Genomic DNA, 15,741 nt, shown 5'->3' on the forward strand with positions numbered 1-15,741 from the left:
TCCCGGCGTCACCTCACCTCACCTCCCCTCACCTCCCCGCCCTGGACCTGGGATTCATGAAGAGCCACGACGATTCACACGGCGCGACCGACGCAGGATCCGACGCAGCCGCCGACGCGCTGCGGACGTACCTGCCGGAGCTGGTCTCTCCCGAGCTCATGGAGCACGTCGGGGAGCGGCTGCGCGCCGCCCGTGCCGCGGACCACGCCCAGGGCGCGAAGCGGCGGCCCGGCCGCCCCGCCGACTACGACCCGGGTCTCGACTCCGCCGGGCTGTTCCACGACTACTTCACGCACTTCGTGCGCCCCTGGGCCGAGCTCGTTCGCGACGCCGTCGAGGCGTCCTCCGTCGTGGCCCCCGCGAACACCGTCGTCGACGACTTCGTCGTCAACCAGACGGGCCTCGCCTCCCGCCTGATGATCCGGACCCTGGTCGAGGAGCTCCACCAGCGCCGTTCCCGCGGCCTTCTCGACGGCGACACCCCCGAGGAGCGGTACGCCGCCTTCCGCCGCTGGACGAACAGCGACGCCGGGCACGGCGAGCTGCTCGCCACCTACCCCCACCTCTTCCATCTGGTCGACTGCCGCGTCGAGGCCTCGGCGCGCTACGTCATCGACCTGATCGCCGAAGTCGGAGCGCATGAGAGGGAGTTGGGCTCGCTCCTGCCCGCCGGTGGCGGCCGCGCTCCCGAGGCGCTGAAGGTCGAGCGCTTCTCCCTCGGCGAGGGCGACACCCACAACGGCGGCAAGTCCGTCGCCCAGGTGGTCTTCACCGGTGGCGGCCGCGTCCTGTACAAGCCGCACCACATCGCCGCCGAAGCGGGCTACGGCTCCTTCGTCTCCTGGATGAACGAGCGGCTCGGCACCGATCTGCCCACGGTCTCCGTCGTGGCCACCGGCCGCGGCGGGTTCGTCGAGTTCATCCCGACGCAGGAGTACGCCGGCGAGCAGAAGGACTACTTCGCCCGGGTCGGGACCGTCGCCGGCATCCTCTTCCTGCTCAAGGCCACCGACATCCACTTCGAGAACATGGTGTCCTGCGCCGCCGGGCCGGTCGTCATCGACACCGAGACCCTGCTGTCACCCCGGCTGCGCGCCCCCGAGGCGTACAACGACGGGGCGGCTTCCGCGATCGGGGCGCGCGTGCTCCAGGAGTCGATCATCGGATCGGGCCTGCTGCCGCTCGTCGTCAGGGCCGGGGACGACGACCGGGGCATCGACATCGGCGCGATCGGCTACGACACCGGCCAGCGCGCCCCGTACAAGTCCCTCAGCCTGCACAACGGCGGCCGGGACGACATGTTCATCGGCATGGTGACGACGGAGACGACCGCGGCCAACGCGAACCTCCCCGTGCAGCGCGCCACGCAGCTCGCCGTGACCGCCCAACGCGACGTCGTCAAGGCCGAGTTCCGCCGGGTCCTGGAGTACGCGGCCGCCCACCCGGACGACGTCATGGACGCCGTCGAGAGGTTTCTCGGCGATGCGCAGTTCCGGCACGTCAACCAGGCGACGATCTTCTACTCGCAGCTTCTGCGCATGGCGACCCACCCGAGCGCGATGGCGGACCCGCTGGTCCGCGCCGCCGTGCTGAACCGTGTCGTCCTGCGCACCAGCGACTCCGTCGAGATCGCCGACGAGGAGGTCCGGCAGATGGCCGAGGGGGACGTACCGTACTTCTCCTACTCGGCCCGGGACCGCGCCCTCCACGCCCATGGCCGTGTCGTACGGGCGGACGCACTGGCCGAGCCGCCGCTGGAGACCGTGCGGGCCCGGGTCCACGGCCTCGACGAGAGCGTCATAGCCCGCGAACTCCGGCTGATCGACTACTCCTTCGTCAACAAGCTGCCCACCGAGCAGGAGAAGACGGGCTTCACGCCGGTGCGCGCCGCCGGCCGGCCCTCCGCGAACGCCGACCGGGCCCGGCTCGTACGGGAGGCCGAGCGCATCGGCGAGCGCCTGCTCGCGACGCTCGTCGACAGCACGGACCGCCGCCACCCCGCGACCTGGATCGCCCCGCAGGTCACCACCGACTCGCAGAGCCAGTGGAGCCCCGGCACCCTCGGCTACGACCTGTACGGCGGCAGCCCCGGCCCCGCGCTCGTCCTGGCCGGCCTCGCGCGCGAGACCGGGCGGCGTGACTTCGCGGACGGCGCGCGCCGCGTCCTGGACCCCGTCGAGGAACAGCTGCGCGGCGGCCTCCTCGCCGAACAGGGCGTCTCCGTCGGCGGGATGACGGGCATGGCCGGCACCGCGTACGCCGTGGCCGTGGCCCGGGAGCTCCTGGACGAGCCGGACGGCGCGCGTCTGGGCGAGCTGGCCGGGGAACTCGCCCGGTGCTCGGGAGCCGAGGTCGGCACCGACTTCCTGAGCGGGATGGCGGGCGCCCTGGCCGTCTCCCTGGCCCTGCACCGGCGTGCGAGCGACCCGGCGCAGAGGGCGGCCGTCGCGGAGGCCGTACGGACCATCGCCGCAGCGGAGGCGAGCGCCCTCGGCGGCATCGACCTCGGCCTCCGGGACGCGGCGGACGCCCGGGTCACCCCGTACACCGGCTACGCCCACGGTGCGATGGGCATCGGGCCCGTACTAATCAGGTACGGCACCGAGTTCGCCGATCCGCGGGTACGGGAGCTGGGCCTGCGCATCGTCGGCGCGGTGCTCGGCGCGTACGACGGGAACGACCGCGACTGGCCGCGCGTCTGGGGCGAGCCCGAGCGCTCGTACGGCTGGTGCCACGGCGCACCCGGACTGCTGCTCGGCGCCCTGGCGGCCACGGACCACGCACCCGACGCGGTGCCGGAGCCGGTCCTGGCCCGGCTGGCCGAGCTCACCCTCAGCCGCGGGTTCGGCAACAACCCGACGTACTGCCACGGCGACCTCGCCAGCGCGGAGGTCGTGGCCCTGGCCGGGCGCAGGCGCCCGGGACTGTTCGGCGAGGGCGCCGACGACATGTATCCGCGCCTGTTCGCCACGGTCGTCGAGCGCTACGAGCAGCGCTTCGACACGAAGTACGCCTACTCCAACAGCCTCATGGTCGGTGAGGCCGGACTCGCGTGGTCCGTCCTCCACCACCTGGACCCGGAGGTCTACCCCTCCATCCTGCGCTTCTCCTAGCGCACCTCGATCGAGGCTCGTCCCGAGCCTTGCCAAGAAGAGCACCACCTAGAGATAAGGAACCGTCATGGGCAACATCGCCATGAACGACGCCACCGGTTACGTCTCCGCCGACGAGCTGGTCGAGCTCGCCGACGCCCCGGAGTCGCTGGCGGCGGGCTTCACGCCCACCATCATCCCGGCCACCGCCATCGCGACCGTCGTCGTGGGCGCCAGCGCCGCGATGCAGGGCGGCTGCCCGACCAGCGGTTGCACCAAGCGCTGCTGACCGGCTGATCCGGCTGGGAACGGGCGCCCTGGAACTGGTACTTCCAGGGCGCCCGGCCCTCAGCATCCCACCCACACCCCCCGACCCGAGAGCAGACCGTGCACCTGAGCGACGCATCCCTCGAAGACCTGGTGAAGCACATCACCGAGGAGCGGGCCGATGTCTTCGGAGGCTTCTACACCCCGTACCTGAGGGACTGCGCGCAGCACATCGCCACGTGCCCGGACGAGGCCGTCGACCTGGAGGCCGTCGTCGAGTCCGCCCTGCGGTCGCTGATGGGCAGCTGTGTCGAGACCGGCGTACGCACCCTCATAGCCGCCTTCCACGCGGAAGGCGGGACGTACGAGGAGTTCCACGCCCGGGTCGCCGGCGAGCAGGGCCGCGGCGAGATACTCGGCCGTTTCCCCGAACTCGACCGGCTGCTGCGACTGGTCACGACCCGCGCCGCGCGGACCGTGCGCGAGGTCCTGGGCGCCGCCGCCGCGGACCGGCACGAGCTCGACGGCGTGCTGGGGACGCGGGGACGGATCACCTCCCTCACCCCCGGCCTCGGCGACTCCCACCGGGGCGGCCGGACCGTCTGCCTGGTGACCTGGGACGACGGCGCGCGGGCCGTGTACAAGCCGCAGCAGGACAACTGCCAGCAGCTCCTCTCCACCCTGCGCACGCTCCTCGACGCGGACGGGGAGTTCTTCGGCCCGCTGCACCCGCGGTCGATCGTCCGGCCGACGCACGTGTGGCAGGAGTTCATCGAGCACACGGACCTCGACGACCTCGCGCAGGGCGCCGCGTACTTCCGGCGCTTCGGCCGGGCCGCCGCGCTGCTCAGCCTGATCGGCGCCACCGATCTGCACCACGAGAACGTCATCGCCGTCCCTGGCGGACCCGTCGTCATCGACACCGAGACCCTGGTCTCACTGCCCAACGGCACCCCGCAGAACAGCGCGTCCGCCGCGGCGGCCCTCAACCTGGACATCGAGCACTCGGTGCTCAACACCCTGCTCTTTCCGGCCCGCTACGCGGGGGCGAAGCTGGACGTCGACATCTCGGGGATCGGCTGCGTACAGCCCGGGGCGTCCGAGCACCTCCAGTCGTACATGGTCGTGGACGCGGGCACGGACGACATCCGCTTCGACCGCAGCGCCGTCGTCGTCGAACACGGATCCAACATGGCCACGGTCGCGGGCGAGCCCCTGGACCCCCGGGACTGGGCCGATGTCATCGTCGCCGGGTACTGCGAGGCGCGCGCCCTGCTGGAGACCCACCGCGAGGGCATCGAGGCGGCCGTACGGGACTCCCGGGACTGGGCGGTGCGCCAGGTGGTGCGGCCCACGTACGTGTACGCGCGCTTCCTGGAGGCCTCCACCCACCCCGTGCACCTGGAGAGCAGCCAGGCGCGGGCCGAGCTCCTCGGCAAGCTGCCCCGGCAGTACCGGGGCGCCGCCGCGGAATCGGCGGACGCACTGCACCGGCAGGAGGTGGCCGCCCTGCTCGATCTCGACGTGCCCTTCTTCACTGTGGACTGCGACTCCACCCTGCTGCGCGGGGACACCGCCCACGCGGCCGAGGAGATGCACAGCACCGCGGGAGCCACCCCCCGGCAGTCCGCGCTCGCCGCGGTCCGCTCCTTCTTCGCGCGCCCGCCGGAGCGCGACCTGACCTACATGCGGTACGCGCTGGCCGGCTCCGTGGACGACGTCTGGGACGCCCGCCGCACCTCGCGCCGCGAGACGTTCCCCGACCTGGCCGACCCCGCGGGCTGGCACTCCACCCTCCGCGACCTCGTCGTCGGCGAGGAATCGGCCCCGACCTGGCTTCTGCCGCGCCTCCAGGGTGACGGGCTGCGCCTGGGCGGGGTCAACGCCCCGCTGTACGACGGCGGCGGCCTGCTCTTCTACCTGGCGCAGGTGGAGGCGCTCACCGGGGTCTCCCCGCTGGGCGTGGACATGGAGGCGGCATCGCGGGCCGCGATGCAGCCGGCGTTCGTGGCGGACGGGACACCGCTGGCGATGTCCCCCTTCACCGGAGCCCTCTCCGAGCTCGTCACCGACTGGGAGGTCCGCAGGCTCCGTACGCCCGGCGCGCCCTTCGCGGTGACCGAGCCCGCGGCCGCCGGGCGGGGGCTCGACGTGGACGGCCTCACGGCGGCGGACTTCGACTACCTCAACGGCTACGGCGGATACCTCGTCCACCTCGCCGCGCATCTGGAGCACGGCGCCACCGAACTGACCGGTGTCGCGCCCGAGCGGCTGCTGCGGCGGCTGGTCGCCGTGGACGGCGACCCCGAGACGCACACGGGGGAACTCGGCCTGGCGCACGGCCGGTTCGGGCGCATCACCGCCATGAGCGCCATGGTGGCCAAGGGTCTCGACGGCGACAGCGGTGCGCGCGAGCACCTGGAGCGGTTCGCCCGGGCCTACGCGTCCCACCGCTGGCAGGACGACAGCCTCCGCGACCGGGCGAGCGGCAACGGCTGGTGCAAGGGGTACGCGGGAGTGGCGTACGCGGCCGGGGAGCTCTTCTCGGCGCTCGGCCACAGCGACGAACGCGTCCGGGCCGACATCGCGCCCGAGGTGGAACGCCTCGTCAGCGGCGAGCTCGGCAATGACATCAGCTTCTGCCACGGCGCGGCGGGCCGCATCGCCGTCCTGTGCCGACTGGCCGACCGCTTCGGCTGGCCGGAGCTGCGTACCGAGGCCGCCGCCCTCCACACCGCCTTCCTCGACCGGTACGGATCCGCCGGTGCCGGTGCCGGTGCCGGTGCTGCCGCCGACGCCGGTGCCGGCGGCTGGACCTGCGGCATCGGGACCGAGCCGCACCTCCCCTCCTTCTTCCTCGGCCTGTCCGGCTGGCACTACGCGCGGCTGATGCTGGACCACCCCCGGGCCGCCCTTCCTCTCTGTCTCGGAGGCCGCTGATGGCTGTGCGTACCCGCAGGGTCCGGAGGGTCCGGGAAGTCCAGCAGTTCGCCCAGTCCGAATGCGGGCTGTGCTGCATCGCGATGGTGCTGTCCGCGCACGGCTCGCGCGACTCGGTGGCCGGGCTGCGGCGCGAGCACGAGGTGGGCCGCGACGGGCTCACCATCAAGGAGATAGCGACGATCCTGCGCGGCCGCGGCTTCACGGTCCGCGCCTTCCGCGCCGGCGCCAACCGCCTCGACCAGCTGGCGCTTCCGCTCATCGCGTACTGGGACGACAGCCACGTCGTGGTCGTCGAGGAAATCACCGACCGCCACGTCACCGTCGTCGACCCGGGCAGCGGGCGACGCAAGTACGGGCACGAGGAATTCGAGCTCCACTACTCGGGCCTGGCGCTCGAAGCCACGCCCACCGCCGACCACCGGCCGGTGCGCCACCGCGAACCGAGCGTGTGGCGCGAATTCCTGCGGTCGCTGAGCGGGGCGCGGTGGCCGCTGATCCAGGCGTTCGTGATGTCGCTGCTCCTGTACGCGTTCACGATCTCCATGCCGATCGCGACCCAGTACGCGGTCAACGACTACGCCGGATACCTGGAGAAGTCGCCGCTCGCGCTGATCCTCGTGGCCTTCTCGGTCCCGATGGCGGTCTTCTTCGTCCTCTCCCTGCTCAGGACGGTCTGCCTGGCCGCGGTGATCCGCGGCCTGGGCGAGGCGATGATGGGCAGAACGTTCAAGAAGCTGCTCGATCTGCCGTACAAGTACTTCGCCAACCGCTCGCAGGGCGAACTCTTCTACCGGCTGTCCAGCATCGCGGCCGTCCGGGACATGATCTCCAGCCAGATGTCGATCGTGCTGCTGGACCTCGGCAGCCTGATCGCGATCTTCAGCTACATGTTCTACCGCTCGTTCACGCTGGGCCTCGCGGCCTTCGCCGTCTTCCTGATCATGCTCGTGGTCGCCGTCTGCACCTACCGGCCGATCCGCCGCATCACCGAGCGGGAGATCAGCGAGACCGCCAAGTCCTCCTCCATCCAGATGGAGGCGCTGTCGTCGATCGAGACCCTGAAGGTCTCCGGAATGACCGACACCTTCTTCCAGGACTGGAAGAAGGTGTACGCGGCGGGCATGGAGCAGACCCAGCGGCGGATCGTCCTCCAGGGCGCGGCCACCAGCGGATACTCCGTGTTCCAGGTGTTCGGGCCGCTGCTGGTCCTCGCCGTGGGGCTGTGGCTGGTCCTGCACGGCAAGCTGGACCTCGGCTCGGCGGTCGCGGCGCAGACGCTCACCGCCACCAGCCTGGGCATGGTGATGTCCCTCTCCGGCGCCTTCACCCAGCTGATCACGGCGAACGCGCAGGTCGCGCGGGTCGGCGACATCCTCCACCAGCCCGAGTCCAAGGGCGCCTTCGGGGAGCGGCCCGTCGTGATGCGCGGTGGTGTCTCGCTGCGCAAGGTGGCGTTCGCCTACCCGGGCGCCAAGTCGCCGGCGCTGGAGGACGTCTCGTTCGACGTACGGCCCGGGGAGCGGGTCGCGATCGTCGGCAGTTCGGGCTCCGGCAAGAGCACCCTGGGCAAGCTGCTCATGGGTCTGTACCCGCTCCACTCCGGCGACGTCGCCTACGACGGCGTGTCCCTCGGGGAGATCGACGCGGAGACGTTCTACCGGGGCGCCGCCTACGTTCCCCAGGACATCGTGCTCAGCAACCGCAGCATCGCGGAGAACATCCGCTTCGGAGTGCCCGACGCGACCATGGAGGCGGTCACCGCCGCCGCCCACCAGGCACACGTCCACGAGGACATCGCGGCCATGCCGCTGGGCTATCACACGCCGGTGCGCGAGATGGGCGGCAGCCTCTCCGGCGGCCAGCGCCAGCGCATCGCCCTGGCCCGCGCGCTCGTGCGGCAGCCGCGCGTGCTCGTACTCGACGAGGCGACGAGCGCACTGGACACGGTCACCGAATCCAAGATCGCCGCCGCGCTGGACCGGCTCGAATGCACGCGGATCATCATCGCCCACCGGCTGTCCACGATCGTCAACGCCGACCTCGTCGTCGTCCTGGAGCACGGCCGGGTCGTCCAGAGCGGACGCCACGACGAACTGCTCTCGGAATCCGGTCCCTACCGGGAGCTGATCCGGTCGCAGGTCGACCTCAAAGGAGTCTGAGCCATGCGTGATCGAGGAGAGGGGAAGCAAGTGTCGGATGAGGAGTACGTGATATCGGTCCGGGGACTGCGCAAGGAGTTCAAGGGCACGAGAGCCGTGGACGGTGTCTCCTTCGACGTGGCGCGCGGGCGCATCACCGGCTTCCTCGGCCCCAACGGCGCCGGCAAGACCACGACGCTGCGGATGCTGCTCGGACTGATCCGGCCCACCGACGGCACGGCGCACCTCTGGGGCCGTCCCTACCGGGAGCTGACGGCCCCCACCCGCAAGGTCGGAGTCGGTCTGGACGGCGGGGCGTTCGTCGGCGGCCGCACCGGACGCGGCCATCTGCGCTGCTACGCGCAGGCCGCCGGATGCGCAGACGAGCGGATCGCCCGTCTCCTCGCCGAGGTGGGCCTCGAAGGCGCCGCGGACCGCCCGGTCTCCGGCTATTCGACGGGCATGAAGCAGCGGCTCGCCCTGGCCGCGGCGCTCCTGGGCGATCCGGAGCTGCTGATCCTGGACGAGCCCAGCAACGGCCTCGACCCCGAAGGGATGCTGTGGCTGCGGCAGTTCCTGCGGTCGTTCGCCGCGTCGGGCAGGACGGTGCTGGTCTCCAGCCATCTGCTCGGCGAGATGGAGCAGACCGTCGACGACGTCCTGCTCATGCACCACGGGCGGCTGCTGTGCAGCGAGCCGCTGAGCGGGCTTCTGGAGACGGACGGCCGTCTGGAGTCGGCCTTCATGCGCCTGACGCAGGCCAGGAACGGAGCATCGGTATGAGCACGGGTACGGGCACGGGTACGGGTACGGGTACGGGTACGGGTATGGCTACGGGGACGGAAACCACGCTGGGGACGCATCTGCGCTCCGAGGTGCTGAAGCTCACCACCACCAGGCTCTGGTGGATCCTGCTCCTCACCATGGCCGTGTGCAGCGCGGGCCTCACGGCCCTGGTCGTCTTCGGCGGTCTCAACGCCCCCAACAGCCCGCTCGGTTTCGACTCGGCGGACGATGCCGTTCCCGCGTACAACCTCGCGGTCGCGCTCGCCTACGTCTTCCCGCTCGCCATCGGGGTCGTCGTGGTCACCCAGGAGTACAACTCCCGTACGATCACGGCCACCCTGCTGTCCGAGCCCCGCCGGATGCGCGTGTACGGGGCCAAGGTCCTGGTCGGTCTGGGCACGGCGTTCGTGTACGGGGCGGTGTCGGTGGCCGCGAGCGCGCTGGTCGCGGCCGCGCTGCTCTCGGGTCACGGCGGGCAGGCGTACCTCACGGACGCGAGCGTGCTGAGCGCCCTCGGCGGCAGCGTGGTCGTGATGACGCTGTGGGGTGCGATCGGTGTGGGAGTGGGTGCGCTGGTACGCAACCAGGTGGTCGCCATCGTCGGCATCCTGCTGATGACGCAGTTCCTGGAGCCGACGCTGCGGCTCATCTCCTCGGCGATGGGCAGCCCTGGCGTGGGCAACCTCTTCCCGGGCGGCGCGGGCGAGGTCGCCGGCGGCGGCACGATCATCACCGCGGCGGCCGGGGCCGGGGACACGTCCCAGGCGTTCGGGTTCCTGGTCCTCGCGTTGTACGCGGTGGCGATCGGCGCGCTGGGCGGCGTGCGGTTCGCACGCTACGAGGTCGCCTGATCCGGCCGGAGACAAGACGCCGGGCCGGCCGCCGCACGGTGTACGGCGGCCGGCCCGGCGTTCCGCTTGTGGCTACGGGGTCATCCCCCGTTGCGGGCCCGTTCGTTCTTCTGCTGCATGACGTTGACGCACGCCAGCACCACGGCGAGAAGCAGCGGAACGACGACGGCAAAGGGGTTGGAACCGAAAAGCGGCGCGCCGAGTGCCAGGAGCAGCAGAACCGCTACCGGAGCCCAGCGGATTATGTCCTTCTTCTGTGCCATCACGGTCTCTTTCTGTTCTCTTCAGCGGGCGGTAGGCAGTTTCACGGGCATACGCGCCGCGAGTTGGCTCCGGTCCCGGAAGCCGGTCTTCTGCAGAATGTTCGACATATGGAATTTGACCGTGCTTTCCGCGATGTAGAGAGCTCCGGCGATTTCGCTGTTGTTCATGCCCTGGCTCACCAGAGACACGACCTCGTGCTCGCGGGCGGTGAGCGCCGGATCGCGGCGGCGTATGCGTGAGGGCGTATGCGCGGGCGGGCGCGACGCTGTTTCCGCGGCCGTGTGAGGGGTCCGGGTGTGCCCGGCATGCGGGCCCCGCAGCAGCGGGCGCACCAGCGTGGGTGAGATCCACCCGTGTCCCGCGGCCACTTCCTGGACCGCCTCCAGGAAAGCCTCGTCGAGGTCGTCCCGGTCGACGATGGCCCGTACATCGGCCTTGAGGGCTCCGAGCTCGCGCACGTCGGTGCCGTAGGTCAGGGCCGCTACGGGCGTCGGCCCGTGCATTTCTTCGAGTCGGTCGATGTCCACGACCAGGACATCGCACGGTGGAATGACACGCGTGTCTTCCACCTCCACCGCATTCCAGCCTCTGCTGGTGAAAAGCCGCTTCAGTCTTCGCCGCAGTGGCATTCTGGCGACGAGCAGTCCGACGGCTATACAGTCGCCCTCCGCTGTTGATTCCTCAACTACTTGACGACGAACCATTGATGCCCTACTTCCCCCGTGCAACCGCCTTGCGGCGTGCGCTGGTCAAGCGCATCGCGATCCTAGCTTTCGCAGGCAAACGACTGCAACTGTCGTTGTACTTCAGGTGTGGTGGGGCGGCTGGCTGGCCATTCAACGGGTCATCCCCCCGCCACTCGGCGGGGGTGGGTGTTGCGGATCTCCTCCTTCCGGATGATATGGATTGCCTTCCGAACATTCCGAACCCCGGCAATACGGGAAAGTTCGCCCGGCCCGCTGTGGCGGAGCGCTGTACGGGGCCGCTGAGCGTTCCGGTTGCTTCTGACGGCAGCTCGGCACCCTGCCGGCGGGCGCGGCCGCCTCCCCTGTCATCGGCTGCGCGTACGGTGCCGGAGCCGTCCCGCGCGGCCTGAAGGCCGCGGCCATCAAGGTGCGGGACGAGGACCACCTGCCCGTCGTGGCCCTCGCCAACGAGATCCTGGCCCTCTGGGACCGGCCCCGGATCGTACGGACGCTCCCCGCGGGAGACCTCGGCCCCGCAGCCTGACCGGCGGGCTCTAGCCGAGGTCCGCGTGCTTCTTCGTGAGTCTGGCCAGCCAGGCCCAGCGGGCGAGGGCGCCGATGGCGAGGGAGATGAGGATCGCACCCCAGTCGATGACGTGGGGGAGGCCGGGGAAGAAGGCGAAGAAGGCGAAGGACACGGCGGCGCCGGCGAGGAAGGCGGCGATGCCGGCACGGCGCCGTTTGGTTTGCCGGGCGGGGTCTTCGGGTGTGGGCTGGCGGGTCATGTGCGGCTCACTTCGTGATGTGGTGGCACTGGCCGGCCCGGCGAACGCCGTTGACGTTGATGTACGCGCACGCTTTGCCGTAGCGGGGGAGTTTCTGGGGTGCGTTGTCCCGCATCGGGTTGATCTTGCACTCGGTGTGGGTCTTGCCGCGGGAGGTGCGGTAGGTCTTGTTGTTCGTGTCCGCGTAGGTGAAGTCGATGCGCCAGTTGCAGAAGCCGGCGTTGAGGGCTCCGACGAAGCCGCAGTCGACGCCGGCGTTCTGGTAGGTGATGTTCCTGCCCTCGCCGCGGATGATGTGGGTGAACATGCAGCCCGTCGGGATCTTCATGGTGACGCCTCCGACCTGGTAGTCGAAGGTGGCCACGGCCGTCGAGCCGATCGCGCCGGCGTGCGCCTCGGCGGGGGGTAAGAGGGCCAGCGCGGCCGTCGTGGCGAGGGTGGCAATGGTTCGGGCCGTGCGGAGCTTGGCCATCGGTGTCCCTTCTCTGGCGGAGTGTGTCCGCAGATCGGAACGCCTGTCGGTGGCGCGGGGGTTCTGCCCCGAGAAGCAGACCACCACGGAGAGTGGTCAGCAGATGGGCATGCTGACCGGCCGTGACCGCCGGCTGCGGGGCGGGGTCAGGACGTGCCGCGGACTCGGCGGAGGGTGCGGGCGTAGAGGGGGCGGCCTACGAAGGTCCAGACGGGGCGGACGGGGGCGGGGAGGCCGGAGAGCATGACGGTGCGTTCGGCCGGGTCGGCGTCCTCCATGACCATGCCGAAGAACTTGAGGAGTTTGGTCTTCGGGGTGCTGGCCACGAAGTGGTCGCCCAGGGCCTGCCATTCCTTGGCCGTCAGGTAGCGCTCGGCGAGGGGGAGCAGTTCGGCCTCCTCGTCGTCGAGGTGTTCCACCAGGACCTCGCGGTGGGCGGTGAGGGCCGTCACCAGGGCGGTGCGGTCCTGCTCGCTCGCGGTGGCGGCCCAGCGGGTGACCAGGGCGTCGACGGTGGCGAGGGTGGAGGCGACCCGTTCGTGCTGCGACTCCATGCGCAGGACGACCTCCTTCTCCAGGCCGACCCGGGCCAGCATCGGCGGCCAGAGCAGTTCGTCCTCGCCCTCGTGGTGGTTGTGGACGCCGAGGCGGACGTCCGCGAAGTGGTCCGCGAGGACCCGGGCGCGGGCGGTGTCGCCCGGGGCGACCGCGCCGATCATCTCGATGAGCAGTCGGGTCTCCCGGCGGAAGGCGCGGTGGACGATGACCATCTCCTGGGCGTCGAACCCGCCCGTCTCACCCTGGGGGACGGATGACTGGGGAGGCTTGGGGGAGGACATGGGCACGGTCCTTTCGGAAGGTTCGGGCTCCGGTGGTCCCGGTGCGCTGTCGGCCGGTGCGCTACAAGCCTGGACCAGGAACCTCGGATACCACCTGGAGTTCCGCTCAAGTGCTGCTGGAGAGCGACCAGTTCGTGTGCGGGCCGCCGTCGTGGACGGCGAAGGCGCGGAGTTCGAAGGTGTGGCGGCCTCCGGCGGGTCCGGGGAGCCACAGGTCCTCGGGGCCGGGGAGCATCTCGCTGACCGACACCGGGCCGGCCGTGCGGGCCGCGTGGCGGTGGAAGACCTCCGTCAGGTGGCGGCTCGTGAAGTCCAGCAGCATCGGCTTCTGTTCCTCGGGGGTGCGGTAGTACACCTGCTCCGGCATCCCGGAGCGCCTGCGCCATTCGCGCGCCGCCCGCAGCAGTTCCCAGCCGCCGAGTCCCGCGTCCCAGGGCAGGCCCGGCACCTGCCAGCGCTCCCGCTGGTAGACCACGCCGCCCACCAGGATGCGCGGGGTGTGTCCCGGCAGGGTGACGGGGTGGTCCTCGACCGCGGGCAGGGCGAGCGGTGCCAGCGGGTCGAAGCCGGCGGCGGGCCGCAGTTGCGGGTACAGGAGCAGCGGGCCCCGGTCGTCGTGCAGGGCCAGCCCGGGGCCGTCGGGGCGTACCCGCAGGGCCGAGGCGGGTACGGCCCGGCCGGAGCGCGGCAGGTGCGGGCGCAGTTCCACGAGGGTGTCCGCGAGCCGGTACGGGAAGATCTTGGTGCCGCGGCCGATCAGGACCTGGCCGACGCGCACCCCGGCCGCGCCGAACACCCCGGACAGGAGCGCCGCGATGGCGTCCTCCCCGCCCTCGGTGCGGCGGAAGTGGTCGGTGGGGAACACGGACAGCAGGGCGGGGGCGTGGGCCTCGCCCACGACGATGCGGAACTCGCCCTGTGCGACGGCGTGCGGGCCGGCCGCGGCGATCATCAGGTCGACCGAGGTGAAGACCGGGCCGTGGGGGACCGGCCCCTGCGCCCCGGTGGCTTCCGCCGTGATGCGGGCGGACAGGGCCGACAGTTCGGCCGGGGAGAGTTCCGCCACGGGGGCGTCCGCCCGGTCGGAGAGCAGTTCGCGCAGGGCCGCGTCGAAGCGGCCCAGCGCGGTCGCGGAGGCGGGCGTGGCCCCGGCCGGTCGGGTGGCCGCCGCGCGCAGGTAGCCGAGCAGCGGCATGCCGTCGGGGCCGGCGCCCGCCGCGTCCAGGACCCGGCGGGCGTGCAGCCGCTGGTCGTGGTGGCGCAGCCGGGCGGCCGTGCGCCAGAGGTCGAGCACGGGCACGAGACCGTCCCCGATGGCCCGGGCGGCGGGTCCGCCGAGGTCGAAGCGGGCCAGGTCGCCGCGGGACTCCTCGAAGACCAGGGTGCGGTCGGTGTACATCCTTCCCGCGCCGCGCCGGGCCTGTTCGCCGGACAGCTCCTCGTAGCGGGCTTCGAGTTTGCGCAGTGCGGCGGTCCCCTCCTCCCGGGGATCGGTGTCGCAGGCGGCCACCAGGTCGGTCAGCTCCGCGACCACCTCGCGCCATTCGCGTACGGCCGCGTCCGCCGCCGGGAGCGAGTCCAGCCACTGGGCGACGGCTTCGAGCGGGTAGGCGGTGTCCGGGGCCGCGGGCGGGGCCACGGCCAGCAGTCCGCGCCGTACCAGGGCGGTGAAGCGCTCGGAGGTCCGCTGCCAGGGCTCGTCCAGCAGCCCGGCCAGTTCCCCGAGGTCCTTCGTGCCGTCGGCCAGCGCGAGCAGCCGGGCGTCGGCTCCGGCGAGGTCGACGGACCTGCCGGTGACGGTGCTGACCGCCCGGCTGCCGTCTTCGGCGGTGCGGTGCGTGACCGTGCGCCGGGGCCGCAGCCGGGGCCGCAAGCGGGGGTCGGCCTGGAGGGCGGCGGTCACCGCGTCGGCCAGCCGGGCCGTGGCGAAGACCGTACGGGAGACCAGCGCCGGGTCGCGCTCGATGCGGACGGCGTCCGGCGCGGCCGGCACCAGGCGCCCGTAGTTGACGGGCCCGTAGAAGCTGTTGGTCTCGTTCTTCGCGGCCAGCCGCTGGAGGTACGTGGCGAGGCGCAGCTCGGTGCTGCGGCTGTCGCGGCCCCCGCTGCCGTCGGCCCCCGGGTGCAGCGGGGCCCCGGCGTACCGGCGCAGGCCGTCGGCGAAGCCGGGACTGAGCAGCAGCGCCGCGTCGCGGATCCGGGGGTGCGCGGCCCGTGCGTGCAGCAGGGCGCGGCACCGGGCGAGCTCGGCGAGGTGGGTGCGGGCGGCCTCCTCGGAGAGCCCGGCCGCCGAGGCCAGCAGGTCGTTCCACTCCCGCAGGGCCCGGGCCACGGCCGGGTCGGGGGCCGCCCCGGGCTCTTTGGCCTCGACGCGGCGCCCGACGGCGGAACGCCGTTTGCTCAGCCACCGGGTCGCGGCCCGGTCCTCGCCCAGGGCCCGTACGGCGGCGGGGAACACCTCGCGCAGCAGCCGCTCGCGGTGCGCGTCGACGGCCTGCGCGGCGTCCAGGACGGTGTCGATCCCGGCGGCGGTGGCGGGGAGCCGGAGTTCTTCGAGCACCTCGTACGGGAATCCGGTGGTCCGTACGACCAGCTGGTCGTGGAGCAGCCAGGTCATC

The 15,741-nt window shown here is 71.8% G+C and carries 12 protein-coding genes; 6 read left to right on the forward strand and 6 right to left on the reverse strand.

What is annotated here, in order from left to right:
- Window positions 1-56: 56 nt before the first annotated feature.
- From ACZ4TG_RS06830 to ACZ4TG_RS06855, 6 genes are all read left to right on the forward strand, one after another.
- Window positions 57-3,113, forward strand: coding sequence for a type 2 lanthipeptide synthetase LanM family protein (locus ACZ4TG_RS06830; protein WP_468160247.1), 3,057 nt, complete (start codon window positions 57-59; stop codon window positions 3,111-3,113).
- 67 nt (window positions 3,114-3,180) lie between these two features.
- Window positions 3,181-3,381: a class II lanthipeptide, LchA2/BrtA2 family gene (locus ACZ4TG_RS06835; RefSeq protein ID WP_468160248.1), complete on the forward strand. Its 201-nt coding sequence runs from the start codon at window positions 3,181-3,183 to the stop codon at window positions 3,379-3,381.
- Between the two features lie 98 nt (window positions 3,382-3,479).
- Window positions 3,480-6,299 (forward strand): type 2 lanthipeptide synthetase LanM, encoded by a 2,820-nt coding sequence (gene lanM / locus ACZ4TG_RS06840; RefSeq protein WP_468160249.1) that lies wholly within the window; start codon window positions 3,480-3,482, stop codon window positions 6,297-6,299.
- Entirely contained in the window at window positions 6,299-8,461 is a 2,163-nt protein-coding gene (locus ACZ4TG_RS06845; protein ID WP_468160250.1) for a peptidase domain-containing ABC transporter, read from the forward strand. Before lanM ends, ACZ4TG_RS06845 begins: the two co-directional genes overlap by 1 nt.
- A gap of 30 nt (window positions 8,462-8,491) precedes the next feature.
- Window positions 8,492-9,223 (forward strand): ABC transporter ATP-binding protein, encoded by a 732-nt coding sequence (locus ACZ4TG_RS06850; protein ID WP_468160251.1) that lies wholly within the window; start codon window positions 8,492-8,494, stop codon window positions 9,221-9,223.
- Window positions 9,220-10,077, forward strand: a complete 858-nt coding sequence (locus ACZ4TG_RS06855) for an ABC transporter permease (RefSeq protein WP_468160252.1) — start codon at window positions 9,220-9,222, stop codon at window positions 10,075-10,077. The genes ACZ4TG_RS06850 and ACZ4TG_RS06855 overlap by 4 nt, the downstream gene beginning before the upstream one ends.
- An 80-nt stretch (window positions 10,078-10,157) precedes the next feature.
- Here ACZ4TG_RS06855 and ACZ4TG_RS06860 read toward each other — a convergent pair whose 3' ends face one another.
- The 6 genes from ACZ4TG_RS06860 to ACZ4TG_RS06885 form a co-directional block, all read right to left on the reverse strand.
- Entirely contained in the window at window positions 10,158-10,340 is a 183-nt protein-coding gene (locus ACZ4TG_RS06860; RefSeq protein WP_468160253.1) for a hypothetical protein, read from the reverse strand.
- Between the two features lie 21 nt (window positions 10,341-10,361).
- Complete coding sequence (locus ACZ4TG_RS06865) at window positions 10,362-10,916, reverse strand: LuxR C-terminal-related transcriptional regulator (RefSeq protein WP_468160255.1); 555 nt, start codon at window positions 10,914-10,916, stop codon at window positions 10,362-10,364.
- Between the two features lie 665 nt (window positions 10,917-11,581).
- Window positions 11,582-11,812 carry a hypothetical protein gene (locus ACZ4TG_RS06870; RefSeq protein ID WP_468160256.1) on the reverse strand — a complete coding sequence of 77 codons (231 nt, stop codon included), beginning with the start codon at window positions 11,810-11,812 and terminating at the stop codon, window positions 11,582-11,584.
- Between the two features lie 7 nt (window positions 11,813-11,819).
- Window positions 11,820-12,284, reverse strand: coding sequence for a hypothetical protein (locus ACZ4TG_RS06875; protein ID WP_468160257.1), 465 nt, complete (start codon window positions 12,282-12,284; stop codon window positions 11,820-11,822).
- A gap of 146 nt (window positions 12,285-12,430) precedes the next feature.
- Window positions 12,431-13,123 (reverse strand): hemerythrin domain-containing protein, encoded by a 693-nt coding sequence (locus ACZ4TG_RS06880; RefSeq protein ID WP_468160258.1) that lies wholly within the window; start codon window positions 13,121-13,123, stop codon window positions 12,431-12,433.
- A 106-nt stretch (window positions 13,124-13,229) separates the two neighbouring features.
- Window positions 13,230-15,740, reverse strand: coding sequence for a hypothetical protein (locus tag ACZ4TG_RS06885; RefSeq protein WP_468160259.1), 2,511 nt, complete (start codon window positions 15,738-15,740; stop codon window positions 13,230-13,232).
- Window position 15,741: the final 1 nt, after the last annotated feature.

It is taken from the genome of Streptomyces sp. NPDC028314 (assembly GCF_055565795.1).

What these genes read in the sequence shown, in the direction of transcription:
- ACZ4TG_RS06830 (WP_468160247.1), top strand. Translation starts at nt 57, where the DNA reads ATGAAGAGCCACGACGATTCACACGGCGCGACCGACGCAGGATCCGAC.
- ACZ4TG_RS06835 (WP_468160248.1), top strand. Translation starts at nt 3,181, where the DNA reads ATGGGCAACATCGCCATGAACGACGCCACCGGTTACGTCTCCGCCGAC.
- ACZ4TG_RS06845 (WP_468160250.1), top strand. Translation starts at nt 6,299, where the DNA reads ATGGCTGTGCGTACCCGCAGGGTCCGGAGGGTCCGGGAAGTCCAGCAG.
- ACZ4TG_RS06855 (WP_468160252.1), top strand. Translation starts at nt 9,220, where the DNA reads ATGAGCACGGGTACGGGCACGGGTACGGGTACGGGTACGGGTACGGGT.
- ACZ4TG_RS06860 (WP_468160253.1), bottom strand. Translation starts at nt 10,340, where the DNA reads ATGGCACAGAAGAAGGACATAATCCGCTGGGCTCCGGTAGCGGTTCTG.
- ACZ4TG_RS06870 (WP_468160256.1), bottom strand. Translation starts at nt 11,812, where the DNA reads ATGACCCGCCAGCCCACACCCGAAGACCCCGCCCGGCAAACCAAACGG.
- ACZ4TG_RS06875 (WP_468160257.1), bottom strand. Translation starts at nt 12,284, where the DNA reads ATGGCCAAGCTCCGCACGGCCCGAACCATTGCCACCCTCGCCACGACG.
- ACZ4TG_RS06880 (WP_468160258.1), bottom strand. Translation starts at nt 13,123, where the DNA reads ATGTCCTCCCCCAAGCCTCCCCAGTCATCCGTCCCCCAGGGTGAGACG.
- ACZ4TG_RS06885 (WP_468160259.1), bottom strand. Translation starts at nt 15,740, where the DNA reads ATGACCTGGCTGCTCCACGACCAGCTGGTCGTACGGACCACCGGATTC.